Below are 14742 nucleotides of genomic sequence, written 5' to 3' on the forward strand. Positions count from 1 at the left end.
CGGAGTCCTCTCCGGCAGGCAGCCACAGGCATGGGGGGTCTCGACAGGTCCTGGTCGGGCCCAGACTTTAGCAGAGCCGCATGGCGGCGTTGGCCGCTCAGCCCAGGTATTCGTCCTTCAGCCGCACGTAGTGGTCGGCCGAGTAGTGCAGCGACTCGATCTCCTTGTCGCTCAGCGTGCGCGCCGGGCGTGCCGGGTTGCCCACCCACAGCTCGCCTTCGCCGACCACCTTGCCCGGGCCGACCACCGCACCGGCGCCGACGAAGCCATGGCGCTCGACCCGGGCGCCGTCGAGGATGCAGGCGCCCATGCCGATCAGGCTGTAATCACCGATGCTGCAGGCATGGATGATGCAGCCATGGCCGACGGTCACGCCTTCGCCGATCAGGGTCGGGTAGCCGGCCTTGTTGTAGGGACTGTGGTGGCTGACGTGGATGATGGTGCCGTCCTGCACGTTGGTGCGTGCACCGATGCGCACGAAATTGACGTCGCCGCGGATGATCGTGCCCGGCCACACCGACACGTCCTCGGCCAGTTCCACGTCGCCGATGACGGTGCAGGCCGGATCGATGTACACGCGCTCGCCGAGGACGGGCATCTTGTCGCGGAAGGGGCGCAGCGGGTTCATCGGTTTCTCCGGAAATCAGGGCGTTCGCACCGATGATACCTGCGTGGTCCGCACACCGCGTGGTAGTGCCGGCCGCTGGCCGGCAACCGCAGAAATCCAGATGCGCCCATGAGGTTGCCGGCCAGCGGCCGGCACTACCAGACGCAGGCGCGGTCGCCTATGCAGGCGCGTGCTCGGCCAGCATCTGCCGGAACAGTGCGTCCAGCCAGGCGCTGTCGCCCTGTCCGGCGGGCAACGATGGCGCCTGTGCTGCGCGGGCAGCCAGCTCGCCCTCGATGAAGTCGCTGATCGCTGCAATGCGCGGTCCCGCGGCGACCTCAGCGCTGGCGCGCTTGACCACCAGCAGGGCATCGATCGCTTCACGCACCGGGCCCTCCGGCAGCCGCCGGTCCAGCAGATCCTCGAAGGCCATCGGCGGTGGCGTCTGCTCGTGCTCGATCCACTGGCAGGCCAGCAGCGGGCGCAGCACATACAGGTACTTCTTGGTGCGCACCGTATCACCACGCAGGTAACCGCGATGATTCGAGCGCGCCATGTTGAAGTAGTGCCACCACGTGCCCAGCGGCGAATAGAAGGCCTTTGCTGCCTCCCACAGCTGCGCCACGGCGGCGTCGTCCTGCCGGTACACGATCGGCGAGCGCAGCCACTCGATCAGCGTCGGGTTGGACTTTGAAACCAGTCGCAGCGCCTTGCGCAGATCCCAGCCGCTGACATCGAGCGCATCGTCGATCGGCAGCTCGATCACGTCCCGCTGCGCATTGCCGGGGCCGGTGCTCTCGTTGACGGTGAGATACCACGGCTGGCGATGCACGTAGATGAAGCGTGCATCGTAGTCGCTATCCGGCGACGAGAAGCCCCAGCCACGGCTGCCGGACTCGCACGCCAGCAGAACGCGCACGTCGTGGCGCTGTTCGATGTCGGCGAGGCTGGAAAGAATGGCGGCGCGCTTGTCCGGCGCGATCGGGTGGATGTCGTCCATGCAGTCGTGATCCGTTGATGTCGAGCGTGCTCGACTGTAACGCAGTTGCGCACCGGTAGTGCCGGCCGCTGGCCGGCAACCTCATGGGCGCACCTTGAATTCTGCGGTTGCCGGCCAGCGGCCGGCACTACCGGCTAGGGTTCGTAGCTGTAACCCATCCCGTACACCGAGCGGATCGGTTCGCCTTCCATGCCAGTGTCGGCCAGCTTGCGGCGCAGGTTGCGTACATGGCTGTCGACGGTACGGTCGACCACCACGCGATGGTCCAGGTACAGGCGGTCGAGCAGTTCATCGCGCGCCCAGATCCGGCCTGGCGTAGCCAACAGGGTGCGCAGCAGGCGGTACTCCACCGGCGTCAGGTCCAGGCCCCTGCCGTTCCAGGTGGCGCGTGCCGCCGGTTCGTCGATGTGCAGCCCGCTGTTGGCGCGTGCAGCCGGGTCCGGACGGTAGCGGCGCAGCACTGCCACCACCCGCGCCACCACTTCGCGCGGGCTGAAGGGCTTGCAGATGTAATCGTCGGCGCCGATGTCCAGGCCCAGCAGGCGGTCGATCTCTTCCACCCGCGCAGTGACCATGATCACCGGCACATCGCTGCTGGCGCGCAGTTCGCGGCACAGGTCCACGCCATCACGCTGCGGCAGCATCAGGTCCAGCAGCACCAGATCGGGTTGGTAGCGCGCGAATGCGTCGATCACCTGGCTGCCATCGTCCACCCATTCGCTGGTCATACCGGCGGCCGCCAGGTAGTCGCGCAGCACCGAGGCCAGGCGTGGCTCATCCTCGACGATCAGGATCTTCGCGGACGCGGCGGGGGACAGGCTCATACGGACTCCGGCAGGGTGACGACCACGCGCAGCCCGCCCAGCGGCGAGGGCTCGGCGTGGATATGACCGTGGTGGGCGAGGATGATGTTGTGGCTGATGGCCAGGCCCAGCCCGCTGCCGCCGCTGGCGCGGTTGCGCGAACTCTCCACGCGGTAGAAGCGCTCGAACAGCAGCGCGCACTTGTCGGCCGGTACGCCCGGCGCGGTGTCTTCCACGATCAGCTGCACGCCGGCGGGAGCGCGCGCAGCCTGCACGCGCACGCGGCCGCCGGCATGGGTATAGCGCAGCGCGTTTTCCAGCAGGTTGGCCAGCACCTGCTGCAGCCGCCGCTCGTCGCCGGAGACCTGCAGCGGCGCGGCCGGCAGATCCTCCTCCAGCGCCAGCCCCGCTGTGGAGAAGCGCACGCGCATGCCATTGAGCTCGCTGCGCAGCAGCGCCGCCACGTCCAGTGGGGCAAAGCGGTAAGCCAGGCCGCCGGACTGGGTCATCGACAGGTCGTGCAGGTCGTCGATCAGCTTGCCCAGCTGGCGGATCTCGCCCTGCAGGGCACCGAGGTTGGCGCGGTCCAGCGGGCGGATGCCGTCCTCGATGGCTTCCAGTTCGGCACGCACCACCGCCAGCGGCGTGCGCAGTTCGTGCGAGATATCGGCGATGAAGGCGCGGCGGTTGCGTTCGGTATCATCCAGCGCCTGCGCCATCCGGTTGAAGTCGTTGACCAGGGCGTCCAGCTCGTCATCGCTGGTGCGCTCGATGCGGGTGGCGTAGTCGCCGGCAGCGAGCCGATGGGTGGCTGCGGCCAGCTTGGCCAGGCGTTGCCGGAGCGCGCGCGATACCAGCCAGGCCAGCAGCACCGTCACCAGCAGCAGCGCGATGCCGATCACCCACCACGCACGCATCTGGGTGTTGTAGAAATTCAGGTCATTGGTGGCGATCACGGTCTGGAACGGCACCATGCCCAGCCAGCCGACCGTGTGCCCATCGACCTGCACGGCGTGCGGCTCGTCGTCGCTGGTCGCGTCCGGGTTGCCGGCCACGAACCGATGCTGTGCATCGAACAGGCCCAGGCGGGAGGGAACGCCGGTCTGGTCGGACAGCGGCGGCACGGGCCCCTCGTGCCCATGGGCCAGATCCGGGCGCAGCAGCCGCGCCCAGCGGTCACTGTCACCGCGCAGATGCTCCCAGCCGCCGTGCGTGCGGTACTCGCGCTGCAGGTGTGGCATCACGCGCTGCATGCGCAGATCGCCCTGGTCGTTGAGGTAGTCCAGGAAGCCGGTCTGGAATGCCACGCGGCTGGCAATACCGTTCACTGCCAGCACCAGCAGGCAGGCGGTGAAGATCGCGAGGAAGGTCTTCGCGGTCAGGCCGAATTTGAGTCGTATCTTCGCCATCGCCGGGCCATTAGCGGCGCATGCGGCGCCGAAAGCAAGCGCCCGCTGAGCCGGTCGCACAATCTCCATATTCTCTGCACACTTTCACGGCAGCGTGCACGGGTCAACGCAAGCCCCCACGCCCCCCCATGTCATTCCTGCGCCCGCTGTCCCGCTCCCCCCGTCCGCTGATGTTGCCCCTGCTGCTGGCCCTGGCGGCCTGCTCGGCGGGCCGGACCGAACCTCCGGCTGCTCCCGAAGTGGGCGTCATCACCGCCCGCGCGCAGCCGCTGTCACTGCAGCAGACCCTGCCCGGCCGTGCGGTGCCGTTCGAGGTGTCCGAGGTGCGGCCGCAGGTCGGCGGACTGGTCCGCCAGCGGCTGTTCACCGAAGGCCAGCAGGTCAAGGCCGGCCAGCTGCTGTACCAGATCGATCCGGCGCCGTACCAGGCTGCGTTCGATACCGCCCGTGGCCAACTGGCGCAGGCCGAGGCCAGCGTGCTGTCGGCGCAGCCCAAGGCCGAGCGCACCCGCGCGCTGCTGGGCATGGATGCGGCCAGCAAGCAGGATGCCGACGATGCCACCTCGGCGCTGAAGCAGGCACAGGCCAACGTGATTGCTGCGCGCGCTGCATTGCAGGCCGCCCGCATCAACCTCGACTACACCCGGGTGACCGCACCGATCGACGGCCGCATCGGTACCTCCAGCGTCACCGCCGGCGCGCTGGTTGCCGCCGGCCAGGATGCCGCGCTGGCGACCATTCAACGGTTGGACCCGGTCTATCTGGACGTGACCCAGTCCAGCACGCAGATGCTGGCGCTGCGCAAGCAACTCGATGCCGGCCTGGTGAAGGCCATCGACGGCAAGGCCCAGGTGAAGGTGCTGCTGGAGGACGGCAGCAGCTATGCCCATGAAGGCACGCTGGAGTTCGTCGGCAGCGCGGTCGATCCGGGCACCGGCAACGTGGTGCTGCGCGCGGTCATTCCGAACCCGGAGGGCCTGCTGCTGCCGGGCATGTACCTGAAGGCGGTGCTGCCGATGGCCACCGATGCGCGCGCTTTGCTGGTGCCGCAGAAGGCGGTGCTGCGCAATGAGCGCGGCGAGCCGCTGCTGCGCCTGCTCGATGCCAGGGACCACGTGGTCGAGCGCCGGGTCAGCACCGGCCAGGTGGTGGGCAACCAGTGGCAGATCACCCAGGGCCTGAAGGCCGGCGAGCGGGTGATCGTCAGCAACGGCAGTGCGGTATCGCTGGGCCAGCAGGTGAAGCCGGTGGCCGCCACCACGGCACAGCTGGCTGCAATGCCGGCGGTCGACCCGAACGGCAACACCGACGAAAAGTCGCACTGAGGCCTGCCGCGCATGGTTCGTTTCTTCATCGACCGGCCGATCTTCGCCTGGGTGATCGCCATCGCGGTCAGCCTGCTCGGCCTGCTCGCGATCCTGATCCTGCCGGTGGACCGCTACCCGCAGATCGCTCCGCCCACCATCACCATCCGCGCCACCTACACCGGCGCCTCGTCGCAGACCGTGGAAAACGCGGTCACCCAGGTCATCGAGCAGTCCCAGCAGAGCCTGGACCACCTGATGTACATGACCTCGACCAGTGCTTCCGATGGCTCGGCGCAGGTCAACCTGGTCTTCGCCACCGGCACCAACCCGGACACCGCGCAGGTGCAGGTGCAGAACCAGCTGCAGGCCGCGATGGCCACGCTGCCGCAGGCGGTGCAGCAGAACGGCCTGACCATCACCAAGTCCAGTGGCTCGATCTTCGAGGTGCTGTCGTTCACCAGCGAAGACGGCAGCATGGACAACTTCGATGTCGCCAACTTCATGGAGGCGCGCATCGATGACCAGATCAGCCGCGTCAGCGGCGTCGGCAACATCCAGCCGATCGGCCAGGAATACGCCATGCGCATCTGGCTGGACCCGGAAAAGATGCGGCAGTACGCACTGATGCCGTCGGACATCGAGACTGCACTGCAGGCGCAGAACACCGACGTATCGGCCGGTGAGCTGGGCGGCCAGCCGGCACTGAAGGGCCAGCAGCTGGACGCCACGGTCACCGCACGCAGCCGCCTGCACACCCCCGAGCAGTTCGCGCAGGTAGTGCTCAAGGCCGATGCCAATGGCAGCGTGGTGCACTTGGGCGACGTGGCGACGATCGGCCTGGGACCGGAAAGCTACGACAGCATCAGCACGTTCAACGGCAAGCCGTCGGCCTCGCTGGGCATCGAGCTCAATGCCGGTGCCAACGCCATCGCCGTCTCCAAGGCCGTCGAGGCACGGCTGCAGCAGCTGCAGAAGTACTGGCCGCACGGCTACACCTACCACGTGGCATTCACCACCACGCCGTTCGTGACCATCTCGCTGAAGGAAGTGGTGATCACCCTGATCGAGGCGATCGCGCTGGTCGTGCTGGTGATGTACCTGTTCCTGCAGAACTGGCGGGCCACGCTGATCCCGACCATCGCAGTGCCGGTGGTGCTGCTGGGCACCTTCGGCGTGCTGGCCGCCTTCGGCTATTCGATCAATACCCTGACCATGTTCGCGCTGGTGCTGGCCATCGGCCTGCTGGTGGACGACGCCATCGTGGTGGTGGAGAACGTGGAGCGGGTGATGACCTTCGAAGGGCTGGCACCGAAGCCGGCCACGCTGAAGGCGATGGGCCAGATCACCGGCGCGCTGGTCGGCATCGTGCTGGTGCTGACCGCGGTGTTCTTGCCGATGGCGTTCTTCAGCGGTGTCACCGGCGTGATCTATCGCCAGTTCTCGGTGACGATCGCCGCCGCGATGATCCTGTCGGTGCTGGTGGCGATGACCATCACCCCGGCGCTGTGCGGCAGCATCCTGCACCCGATTCCCAAGGGCGGCCATCCGCATGGCGACCGCGGTGGCGAGCCCAGCCTGCTGGGCAAGTTCTTCATCTGGTTCAACCATCGCTTCGAGCGCACCTCCAACGGCCTGCGCCATCGCGTCGACCGCTTCCTCGGCCGGCGCACGCTGGGCGTCCTCTTCTACATGGTGCTGAGCGTGGCCACCGGCCTGCTGCTGTGGCACCTGCCGGGCGCGTTCCTGCCCGATGAAGACCAGGGCATGCTCAACGCGCTGGTGAAGCTGCCGGCCGGGTCCACCCTGGAGCAGACCCGTGCCGTGATGGACCGCCTCAGTGCGGCGGCAGTGAAGGACGACAGCGTGCTGTCGATCCAGGCCACCGCAGGTTTCAGTGTGACCGGCAGCGGCCAGAACGTGGGCCAGGCGTTCATCCGCCTGAAGGACTGGGACGACCGCAAGGATGACGCCGATACCATCGCCGCACGACTCACCCGGGCCATGGCCAGCGTGCCCGATGCACAGGTGTTCATCACCTCGCCACCGGCGATCCTCGGCCTGGGCGATGCCGGCGGTTTCACCCTGGAACTGCAGGACGAAGGCGGTGCCGGCCATGCCGCCGCCGTGGCCGCGCGCAACACACTGCTGAAGAAGGCCGCCAGCGACCCGAAGCTGGTCAACGTGCGCTACGCCAGCCTGGAAGACGCGCCGGTGTATGCGGTGAAGGTGGACGACGCCAAGGCGCAGGCGATGGGCGTGAATCCGCAGGACATCAACGACACCCTGAACGCAGCGCTGGGTGGCGACTTCGTCAACAACTTCATCTACAAGGGCCGCATCAAGAAGGTGTTCATCCAGGGCACGGCCGAAGCCCGCATGCAGCCGCAGGACATCGAGCGCTGGAGCGTGCGCAACCAGGCTGGGCAGATGGTGCCGCTGTCGTCGCTGGTCAGCGCGCACTGGACCAGTGCCCCGGCCGCATTGCAACGCTACAACGGCGTCTCGGCGATGGAGATCACCGGCCAGCCGGCACCGGGCGTCAGTTCCGGCGAGGCGATGGCCGAGATCGCGCGCCTGGCCGACACGCTGCCGGAAGGCTTCAGCCATGCCTGGTCGGACATGGCCTACCAGGAACAGCTGTCGGGCAACCAGGCGCCGATGCTGTACGCCATCTCGCTGCTGTTCGTGTTCCTGTGCCTGGCCGCGCTGTATGAAAGCTGGGCGGTGCCGTTCGCGGTGATGCTGGCGGTGCCGGTGGGCGTATTCGGCGCCGTGCTGATGATGAACCTGCGTGGCCTCAACAACGACGTGTACTTCCAGGTTGGCCTGCTGACCACGATTGGCCTGGCAGCGAAGAACGGCATCCTGATCGTCGAGTTCGCGCGCATCCTCGAACAGCAGGGCAGGAGCACCCGCGACGCAATCCTGCAGGCGGTCTACCTGCGGCTGCGGCCGATCGTGATGACCTCGCTGGCGTTCCTGATGGGCGTGTTGCCGCTGGTGTTCGCCACCGGCGCCGGTTCGGCCGCGCGCCGTTCGCTGGGCACGGGCGTGGCCGGCGGTACGGTCGCCTCGATGGTGCTGGGCATGTTCTTCGTGCCGTTGTTCTACCTGCTGGTGCGCCGCCTGTTCCCGGGCCGCGCGCCGGCCGACGCCACTGCCCCGGAGGCAAGCCCATGAAGCCGATGCTGCTGCGCGCCCTGGCGGCCGCAACGATGACCACCGTGCTGGGCGGCTGCGTGAGCATGGCCCCGCACTACCAGCGTCCCGAGGCACCGGTGCCGGCGCAGTTCGGCAATGCCGCCACCGGCGCGGCCGAACCGGCACTGGCGATGCCGGCCTGGCGCGACCTGTTCCTGGAACCGCGCCTGCAGCAGGTCATCGCACTGGCGCTGCAGAACAACCGCGACCTGCGCGTAGCGGTGCTGCAGGTGGAGAAGGAACGCGCGCAGTACCGCATCCAGCGCGCGGCGCTGCTGCCGTCGGTGGACGCCAGCGGCAGCGTCACCCGTGCGCGGGTGAGCGATGCCAACAGCGAAACCGGCGCTACCCAGGTGACCGAATCCGATGCCGTGCAGGTGGGGATCAGCAGTTGGGAGCTGGACCTGTTCGGGCGCATCCGCAGCCTGAAGGACGAGGCCCTGCAGAACTGGCTGGCCAGCGCCGAGAACCAGCGTGCCGCGCGCACCAGCCTGGTGGCTGAAGTGGCCACGGCCTGGCTGGCGCTGGCGGCCGACGAACAGTCGCTGGCGTTCACCCGGCAGACCCTGGACAGCCAGCAGCAGACCCTGCAGCGCACCGAAGCCCGCCATGCCCAGGGCCTGGCCTCGGGCCTGGACCTGTCGCAGGTGCAGACCAGCGTGGACGCCGCGCGCGGCGCGCTGGCCAGGCTGCAGGCCCAGCAGGCGCAGGATCGTGATGCGCTGCAGTTGCTGGTGGGCGCGCCGCTGGAGGCGGCGCTGCTGCCCGGCGCGCAGGCACTGGACGGCAGCGTGGCGCTGGCACCGCTGCCTGCCAACCTGCCCTCAAGCGTGCTGCTGCAGCGCCCGGACGTGCTGTCGGCCGAGCACGCGTTGCAGGCGGCCAACGCCGATATCGGCGCCGCGCGCGCCGCGTTCTTCCCGACGCTGACGCTGACCGCCAATTACGGCCACAGTTCCACCGCGTTGTCGTCGCTGTTCTCGGCCGGTACCCGCGGCTGGTCGTTCGCGCCCAGCATCACCGCACCGATCTTCCACGCCGGCGCGCTGAAGGCATCGTTGGATGCCTCGAAGATCGGCAGGGACATCGGCATCGCGCAGTACCAGAAGGCGATCCAGCAGGCCTTCACTGAAGTGGCCGATGCCCTGGCCACGCGCGATCACCTGGGCACGCAGATGGAGGCACAACGGGCACTGGTCGCCGCCAGCCAGCGCAGCTACACGCTGGCCGAGGCGCGCTACCGCACCGGGCTGGACGGCTATCTGCAGGCATTGGATGCGCAGCGCAGCCTGTTTGCCGCGCAGCAGGACCTGATCGCGCTGCAGCAGCAGGAAGCGGCAAACCGGGTGACGCTGTTCAAGGTGCTGGGCGGTGGCGCGGACGCACGGTAACGCGCCCGCCAATGTGGGTGTGTCTTCCGCTCCGGTGGGTACCGACCTGGGTCGGCATAAAGGCCTTCATCCACGCATGGCGTGGATCTACCGGGGCGGGAGGCCTTGGTAGGTGCCGACCTTGGTCGGCACCCACCAGAAGCAGGTGCGACCGCTTACGCCACGCGTCCGCGGCGGGCACGCTCCAGGTGCACCAGCAGCAGCGAGATCGCCGCCGGGGTCATGCCCGGGATGCGCTGCGCCTGGCCGATGGTCTGCGGGCGCACGCGCTCCAGTTTCTGCAGCGCTTCGGCCGACAGCCCGCGCACCGTGGCGTAGTCGAAGCCTTCGGCGATCGGCGTGGCTTCATGCCGCTGCTGGCGCTCGATCTCCTCGCGCTGGCGGTCCAGGTAGCCGGCGTACTTCACGCCGATCTCCACCTGCTCGGCCACCTTGGCGTCGGCCACCGCCGGGCCCAGTGACGGCACCTGCATCAGCTGCGCGTAATCCAGTTCGGGGCGCTTGATCAGGTCCAGCACGTTGGTTTCGCGGCTGACCGCCACGCCCAGCGTGTCCTGTACCTCGCGACCCAGTGCATTGGCCGGGGTCGCCCACAGCGCGCCCAGGCGCGCGCGCTCGGCGGCGACGGCGGCCTGCTTGGTCTCGAACGCGCTCCAGCGGTGATCATCCACCAGGCCCATTTCGCGGCCGGCCGGGGTCAGGCGCTGGTCGGCATTATCCTCGCGCAGCTGCAGGCGGTACTCGGCGCGGCTGGTGAACATGCGGTACGGCTCGTTGGTGCCGTGGGTGATCAGGTCATCCACCAGCACGCCCAGGTACGCCTCGTCGCGGCGCGGGCACCAGCCGTCCAGCCCGCGCACCTGGCGCGCAGCGTTGAGACCGGCCAGCAGGCCCTGCGCAGCGGCCTCTTCGTAGCCGGTGGTGCCGTTGATCTGGCCGGCGAAGAACAGGCCGTTGACCAGCTTGGTTTCCAGCGAGGCCTTCAGCCCGCGCGGATCGAAGAAGTCGTACTCGATCGCGTAGCCCGGGCGGGTGATATGCGCGTTCTCGAAGCCGCGGATGCTGCGCACCATCTCCAGCTGCACGTCGAACGGCAGCGAGGTGGAGATGCCGTTGGGGTAGATCTCGACGATGCCCAGGCCTTCGGGTTCGACGAAGATCTGGTGGCTGGCCTTCTCGGCGAAGCGCACCACCTTGTCCTCGATGGACGGGCAGTAGCGCGGACCGATGCCTTCGATCTGGCCGCTGTACAGTGGCGAGCGGTGCAGCGCGTCGCGGATGATCTGGTGGGTCTGTTCGGTGGTGTGGGTGATCCAGCAGCTGACCTGCTGCGGATGCTCGTCCACCGAGCCGAGGAAGGACATCACCGGGCGCGGCGAATCGCCGGGCTGCTCGTCCATCACGCTGTAGTCCAGCGAACGGCCGTCGATGCGCGGCGGCGTGCCGGTCTTCAGGCGGTCGACCTGGAACGGACGCTCGCGCAGGCGCGCCGCCAGCGTAGTGGCCGGCGGGTCGCCCATGCGGCCGGCGGCGTACTGGGTCGGGCCGACGTGGATCTTGCCGGCCAGGAAGGTGCCAGCGGTCAGCACCACGGCCTCGGCATCGAAGCGCAGGCCGGTCTGGGTGATGACCCCGCGCACGGCGTCGCCTTCGATGACCAGGTCATCGACGGCAGCCTGGAACACGGTCAGGTTGGCCTGGCCTTCAACGATGGCGCGGATCGCCATGCGGTACAGGTTGCGGTCGGCCTGGCAGCGGGTGGCGCGCACGGCCGGGCCCTTGGAGGCGTTGAGGGTGCGCCACTGGATGCCGGCACGGTCGGCGGCATGCGCCATCGCACCACCCAGGGCGTCGATTTCCTTGACCAGATGGCCCTTGCCGATACCGCCGATGGCCGGGTTGCAGCTCATCGCGCCCACCGTTTCGATGTTGTGGGTCAGCAGCAGGGTGCGCACGCCGGTACGGGCCGCGGCCAGCGCGGCTTCGGTGCCGGCGTGGCCACCGCCAATGACAATGACGTCGTAACGATGGAAGGACGGGTTCATGGGGGCTGTTCAGCTGGGGCGGGCGCGGCCGGGGCCGGCGCAGGGGTGGCGATTTTAGCGCCATTCGGGGCCCGGACGTGGGCGTCGGCCGGCCGGCGCCGAAATCAGCGCTAAAGTTGGCAGGATTTTTGCAGATAACCCAATAGCACCCACCGTGGCTGGCGCCGCAGGCGCCCGTGACCGGAATTGGAACAGGGGCCGGTACAGGCGCACGGTGGGGAAGCAGGGGGCCGGCAGTCGGGGGACTGTCCGGCCCTGTTTTTTCTGGAGGCTATCGGGGGAGCTCCATCCACGCATGGCGTGGATCTACTGATGACGGGCCTTGGGTGGATCCACGCCATGCGTGGATGCCGTGGCGGCGGCACCAGAACAACGTGCCCCAAAAACAAACGGCCCCGCAGTGCGGGGCCGTCTGTCTTCAGAGGTGCCGACATCCGACAGGGCCGGAACAGGGGGGATCCAGATGTTCCTGTCGGATATCGACGTAGAGCTTTTTGCGGCGGCCCGTGTCGTTTTTGTCACTTTGTGACGCGGGCCGTCACCGGTTCCGTAGAGTGCAACCTGGACCGGGTGAAATGCAAGACGGTTCAGCGCTCAACTGTGCGCTGCGTCCCACGATCCATGTTGCGCCACGGGGAACCGTTCATCCTCGGCGCGCTCGGCGCCGGGGCCGGACGGGCCGGCGGTGGCGGCGCCGACGGCTGGATGTTCGACTGCGGCGGGCGACGCATCGAGTCCATGTTCCGCCACGGCGAACCACCGTTGTTCGACGGCCGCGGCGGCGGCGGCGGACGGTTCTCGCCACCGTTGCCGGGTGGGCGCGGTGGCGGACGGTGGTTGTGCGGCGGGCGGTAGATCGGGCGCGAGTAGTACGGATTGCCATAGCCGCCGTAGTAGCCGCCATAACCGCCGTAGTAGGGGTAGCCGTAGTTGTAGGGATAACCGGCCGGGTAGCGGTACTCCACCGACGGCGCACCGTGGTAGTAGCCGCCGCTGCGGCCACCGCCGACATAGTCGTAGGTGGTGCAGCCGGTCAGGGCCAGCAGCAGGCCACCGGCAAGCATCAGGCGCGTTTTCATGGTGGGTCCCCCCAGAGGACGGGTTGTGCTGCCAGCTTCGTGCGCAGGCATTGAATCTGCCCTTAACTTCACTGGCCAGGATGAATGGAGGCGAAGGCCCTCATGCTGGCATGACCTGTGCCGGGGTCGCCAGCGCGGGGGCATACGTTAATCTTGCGTCATGAGCGATTCACTGTTGCCCCGTGCCGACGATGTCCTGGCTGCCGCTGCGCGGATCGCGCCGCACGCCAGCGTGACCCCGGTGCTGCGCTCGCGCACGCTCGATGCGCTGGCCGGCGCGCAGCTGGCCTTCAAGGCCGAGCACCTGCAGCGCGGCGGCGCATTCAAGTTCCGCGGCGCCTGCAACGCGGTGTGGTCGCTGGATGCCGATCGCGCCAGTGCCGGCGTGGTTACCCATTCGTCCGGCAACCACGGCGCCGCGCTGGCGCTGGCGGCGCGCACCCGCGGCATTCCGTGCCACGTGGTGGTGCCCGAAGGCGCGGTCGCGGCCAAGCTGGCCAACATTGCCCGCCATGGCGCCACGCTCTGGCGCTGCCCGCCGACCATCGCCGACCGTGAGGCCACCTGCGCCAGAGTGCAGGCCGATACCGGCGCGTCACTGGTCCACCCTTACACCGACCCGGCGGTGATGGCCGGGCAGGGCACCGCGGCCCTGGAGCTGCTGCACAGCGACGGTCCGTTCGACGTGCTGGTGGTCCCGGTCGGAGGGGGCGGCCTGGCCAGCGGTACCGCGCTGGCCCTGCAGCTGGCCAGTCCCCAGACCCGGCTGGTGCTGGCCGAACCGGCCGGTGCCGACGACACCGCGCGCTCGCTGGCCGCAGGCGAGCGCCAGGGCGCGTTCACCCCGGACACGATCTGCGACGGCCTGCGTACCCTGGTCGGCGCGCCCAACTTCGAACTGCTGCGCAACGCCAACGCCGAGGTGATCGTGGTCGATGACGCGGCGACGATGGCCGCGATGCGCCTGCTGTGGGACGTGCTCAAGCAGGTGGTCGAGCCGTCCTCGGCCACTGTGCTGGCCGCCGTGCTGGCGCAACCACAGCGGTTCGCGGGCCTGCGCGTGGGCCTGGTGCTGTCCGGCGGCAACGTCGACCTGCCCGCACTGCGCTGGGGGGCGGCATGAGCCGCGACCGGCACCGCCCCCGCACCGGCCTGCTGGGTTGGCTGTGGCGGCTGTTCGTGGTGCTGGTGATCTGGCTGCTGGGCGTGACCGCCTGGATCGTCTGGGTCGGCGAGCGCGACCAGGCGGCCAAGGCCGACGCCATCATCGTGCTGGGTGCGGCGGCCTATGACGCCAAGCCGTCACCGGTATTCGAGGAGCGCATCCGCCACGGCCTGGACCTGTACGAAGCCCGCTACGCGCCGCTGCTGATCTTCACCGGCGGCTATGGTGGCACCGGCGCGCGCTTTTCCGAGTCGCAGGTGGCGCGGCGCTACGCGCTCAGGCATGGCGTGCCCGACGATGCGATCCTGATCGAGACCGCCTCGCGCAACACCGTGCAGAACCTGGTGGAAGCCAAACGACTGATGGACCAGCGCGACCTGCACCGGGTGATCATCGTCAGCGATCCGCTGCACATGGCGCGCGCGTTGCGGTTAAGCAGGGCGCTGGGCATTGATGCGCTGGCCTCGTCCACGCCCAGCACGCGCTTCCGCAGCTTCCACACCAGCTGGCGCTTCCTGGTTCAGGAGATCTATTTCTTCCATCGCGACCTGGTGCGCCCGCCGCTGAGCTCGCCGGCCAATACCTGAGGGCGGAAACCTGATCTGGGCGGGTGGCATGCGGTAGTGCCGGCCGCTGGCCGGCAGAGGTCCACCGGGGAATCATGAGGTGCCGGCCAGCGGCCGGCACTACCGGGCGATCAGCCGCCGACACGGCGCGGGTCTGTTGGGTGCCAAC

At 68.6% G+C, this 14742-nt stretch carries 11 protein-coding genes; 5 read left to right on the forward strand and 6 right to left on the reverse strand.

Going from position 1 to position 14742, the window contains the following annotated elements; all coding sequences use genetic code 11:
- Positions 1–97: 97 nt before the first annotated feature.
- The 4 genes from BLS66_RS09340 to baeS form a co-directional block, all read right to left on the reverse strand.
- Positions 98–628, reverse strand: a complete 531-nt coding sequence (locus BLS66_RS09340) for a gamma carbonic anhydrase family protein (RefSeq protein ID WP_064239467.1) — start codon at positions 626–628, stop codon at positions 98–100.
- Positions 629–785: 157 nt separating this feature from the next.
- Positions 786–1607 carry a nucleotidyltransferase domain-containing protein gene (locus tag BLS66_RS09345; protein WP_074725713.1) on the reverse strand — a complete coding sequence of 274 codons (822 nt, stop codon included), beginning with the start codon at positions 1605–1607 and terminating at the stop codon, positions 786–788.
- Between the two features lie 134 nt (positions 1608–1741).
- Entirely contained in the window at positions 1742–2431 is a 690-nt protein-coding gene (locus BLS66_RS09350) for a response regulator (RefSeq protein ID WP_074725714.1), read from the reverse strand.
- Positions 2428–3819 (reverse strand): sensor histidine kinase efflux regulator BaeS, encoded by a 1392-nt coding sequence (gene baeS / locus BLS66_RS09355; RefSeq protein WP_074725715.1) that lies wholly within the window; start codon positions 3817–3819, stop codon positions 2428–2430. The genes BLS66_RS09350 and baeS overlap by 4 nt, the downstream gene beginning before the upstream one ends.
- A gap of 128 nt (positions 3820–3947) precedes the next feature.
- Here baeS and smeA point away from each other — a divergent pair, with 128 nt between their 5' ends.
- Genes smeA through smeC form a run of 3 tightly spaced genes read left to right on the forward strand, consistent with a single transcriptional unit; the run spans position 3948 to position 9718 of the window.
- Positions 3948–5144 carry a multidrug efflux RND transporter periplasmic adaptor subunit SmeA gene (smeA, locus tag BLS66_RS09360; RefSeq protein ID WP_064239465.1) on the forward strand — a complete coding sequence of 399 codons (1197 nt, stop codon included), beginning with the start codon at positions 3948–3950 and terminating at the stop codon, positions 5142–5144.
- Positions 5145–5156: 12 nt separating this feature from the next.
- A complete protein-coding gene (gene smeB, locus BLS66_RS09365) occupies positions 5157–8306 on the forward strand; it encodes a multidrug efflux RND transporter permease subunit SmeB (protein WP_074725716.1) in 3150 nt (1049 codons plus the stop codon).
- Positions 8303–9718, forward strand: coding sequence for a multidrug efflux transporter outer membrane subunit SmeC (gene smeC / locus BLS66_RS09370; RefSeq protein ID WP_074725717.1), 1416 nt, complete (start codon positions 8303–8305; stop codon positions 9716–9718). Before smeB ends, smeC begins: the two co-directional genes overlap by 4 nt.
- Positions 9719–9873: 155 nt before the next feature.
- Here smeC and mnmG read toward each other — a convergent pair whose 3' ends face one another.
- Positions 9874–11763, reverse strand: a complete 1890-nt coding sequence (gene mnmG / locus BLS66_RS09375; protein ID WP_049460939.1) for a tRNA uridine-5-carboxymethylaminomethyl(34) synthesis enzyme MnmG — start codon at positions 11761–11763, stop codon at positions 9874–9876.
- A 587-nt stretch (positions 11764–12350) separates the two neighbouring features.
- Complete coding sequence (locus BLS66_RS09385; RefSeq protein WP_074725718.1) at positions 12351–12842, reverse strand: hypothetical protein; 492 nt, start codon at positions 12840–12842, stop codon at positions 12351–12353.
- Between the two features lie 160 nt (positions 12843–13002).
- On the opposite strand from BLS66_RS09385, the gene BLS66_RS09390 reads away from it, so the two are divergent.
- Both BLS66_RS09390 and BLS66_RS09395 read left to right on the forward strand, forming a co-directional pair.
- Positions 13003–13965 (forward strand): pyridoxal-phosphate dependent enzyme, encoded by a 963-nt coding sequence (locus BLS66_RS09390; protein WP_074725719.1) that lies wholly within the window; start codon positions 13003–13005, stop codon positions 13963–13965.
- Positions 13950–14594: a YdcF family protein gene (locus BLS66_RS09395; protein WP_064239703.1), complete on the forward strand. Its 645-nt coding sequence runs from the start codon at positions 13950–13952 to the stop codon at positions 14592–14594. Before BLS66_RS09390 ends, BLS66_RS09395 begins: the two co-directional genes overlap by 16 nt.
- The last annotated feature ends 148 nt before the right edge of the window (positions 14595–14742 follow it).

The sequence above is a fragment of the Stenotrophomonas pavanii genome (assembly GCF_900101175.1).
GTDB classification, from domain to species: Bacteria; Pseudomonadota; Gammaproteobacteria; order Xanthomonadales; family Xanthomonadaceae; genus Stenotrophomonas; species Stenotrophomonas pavanii.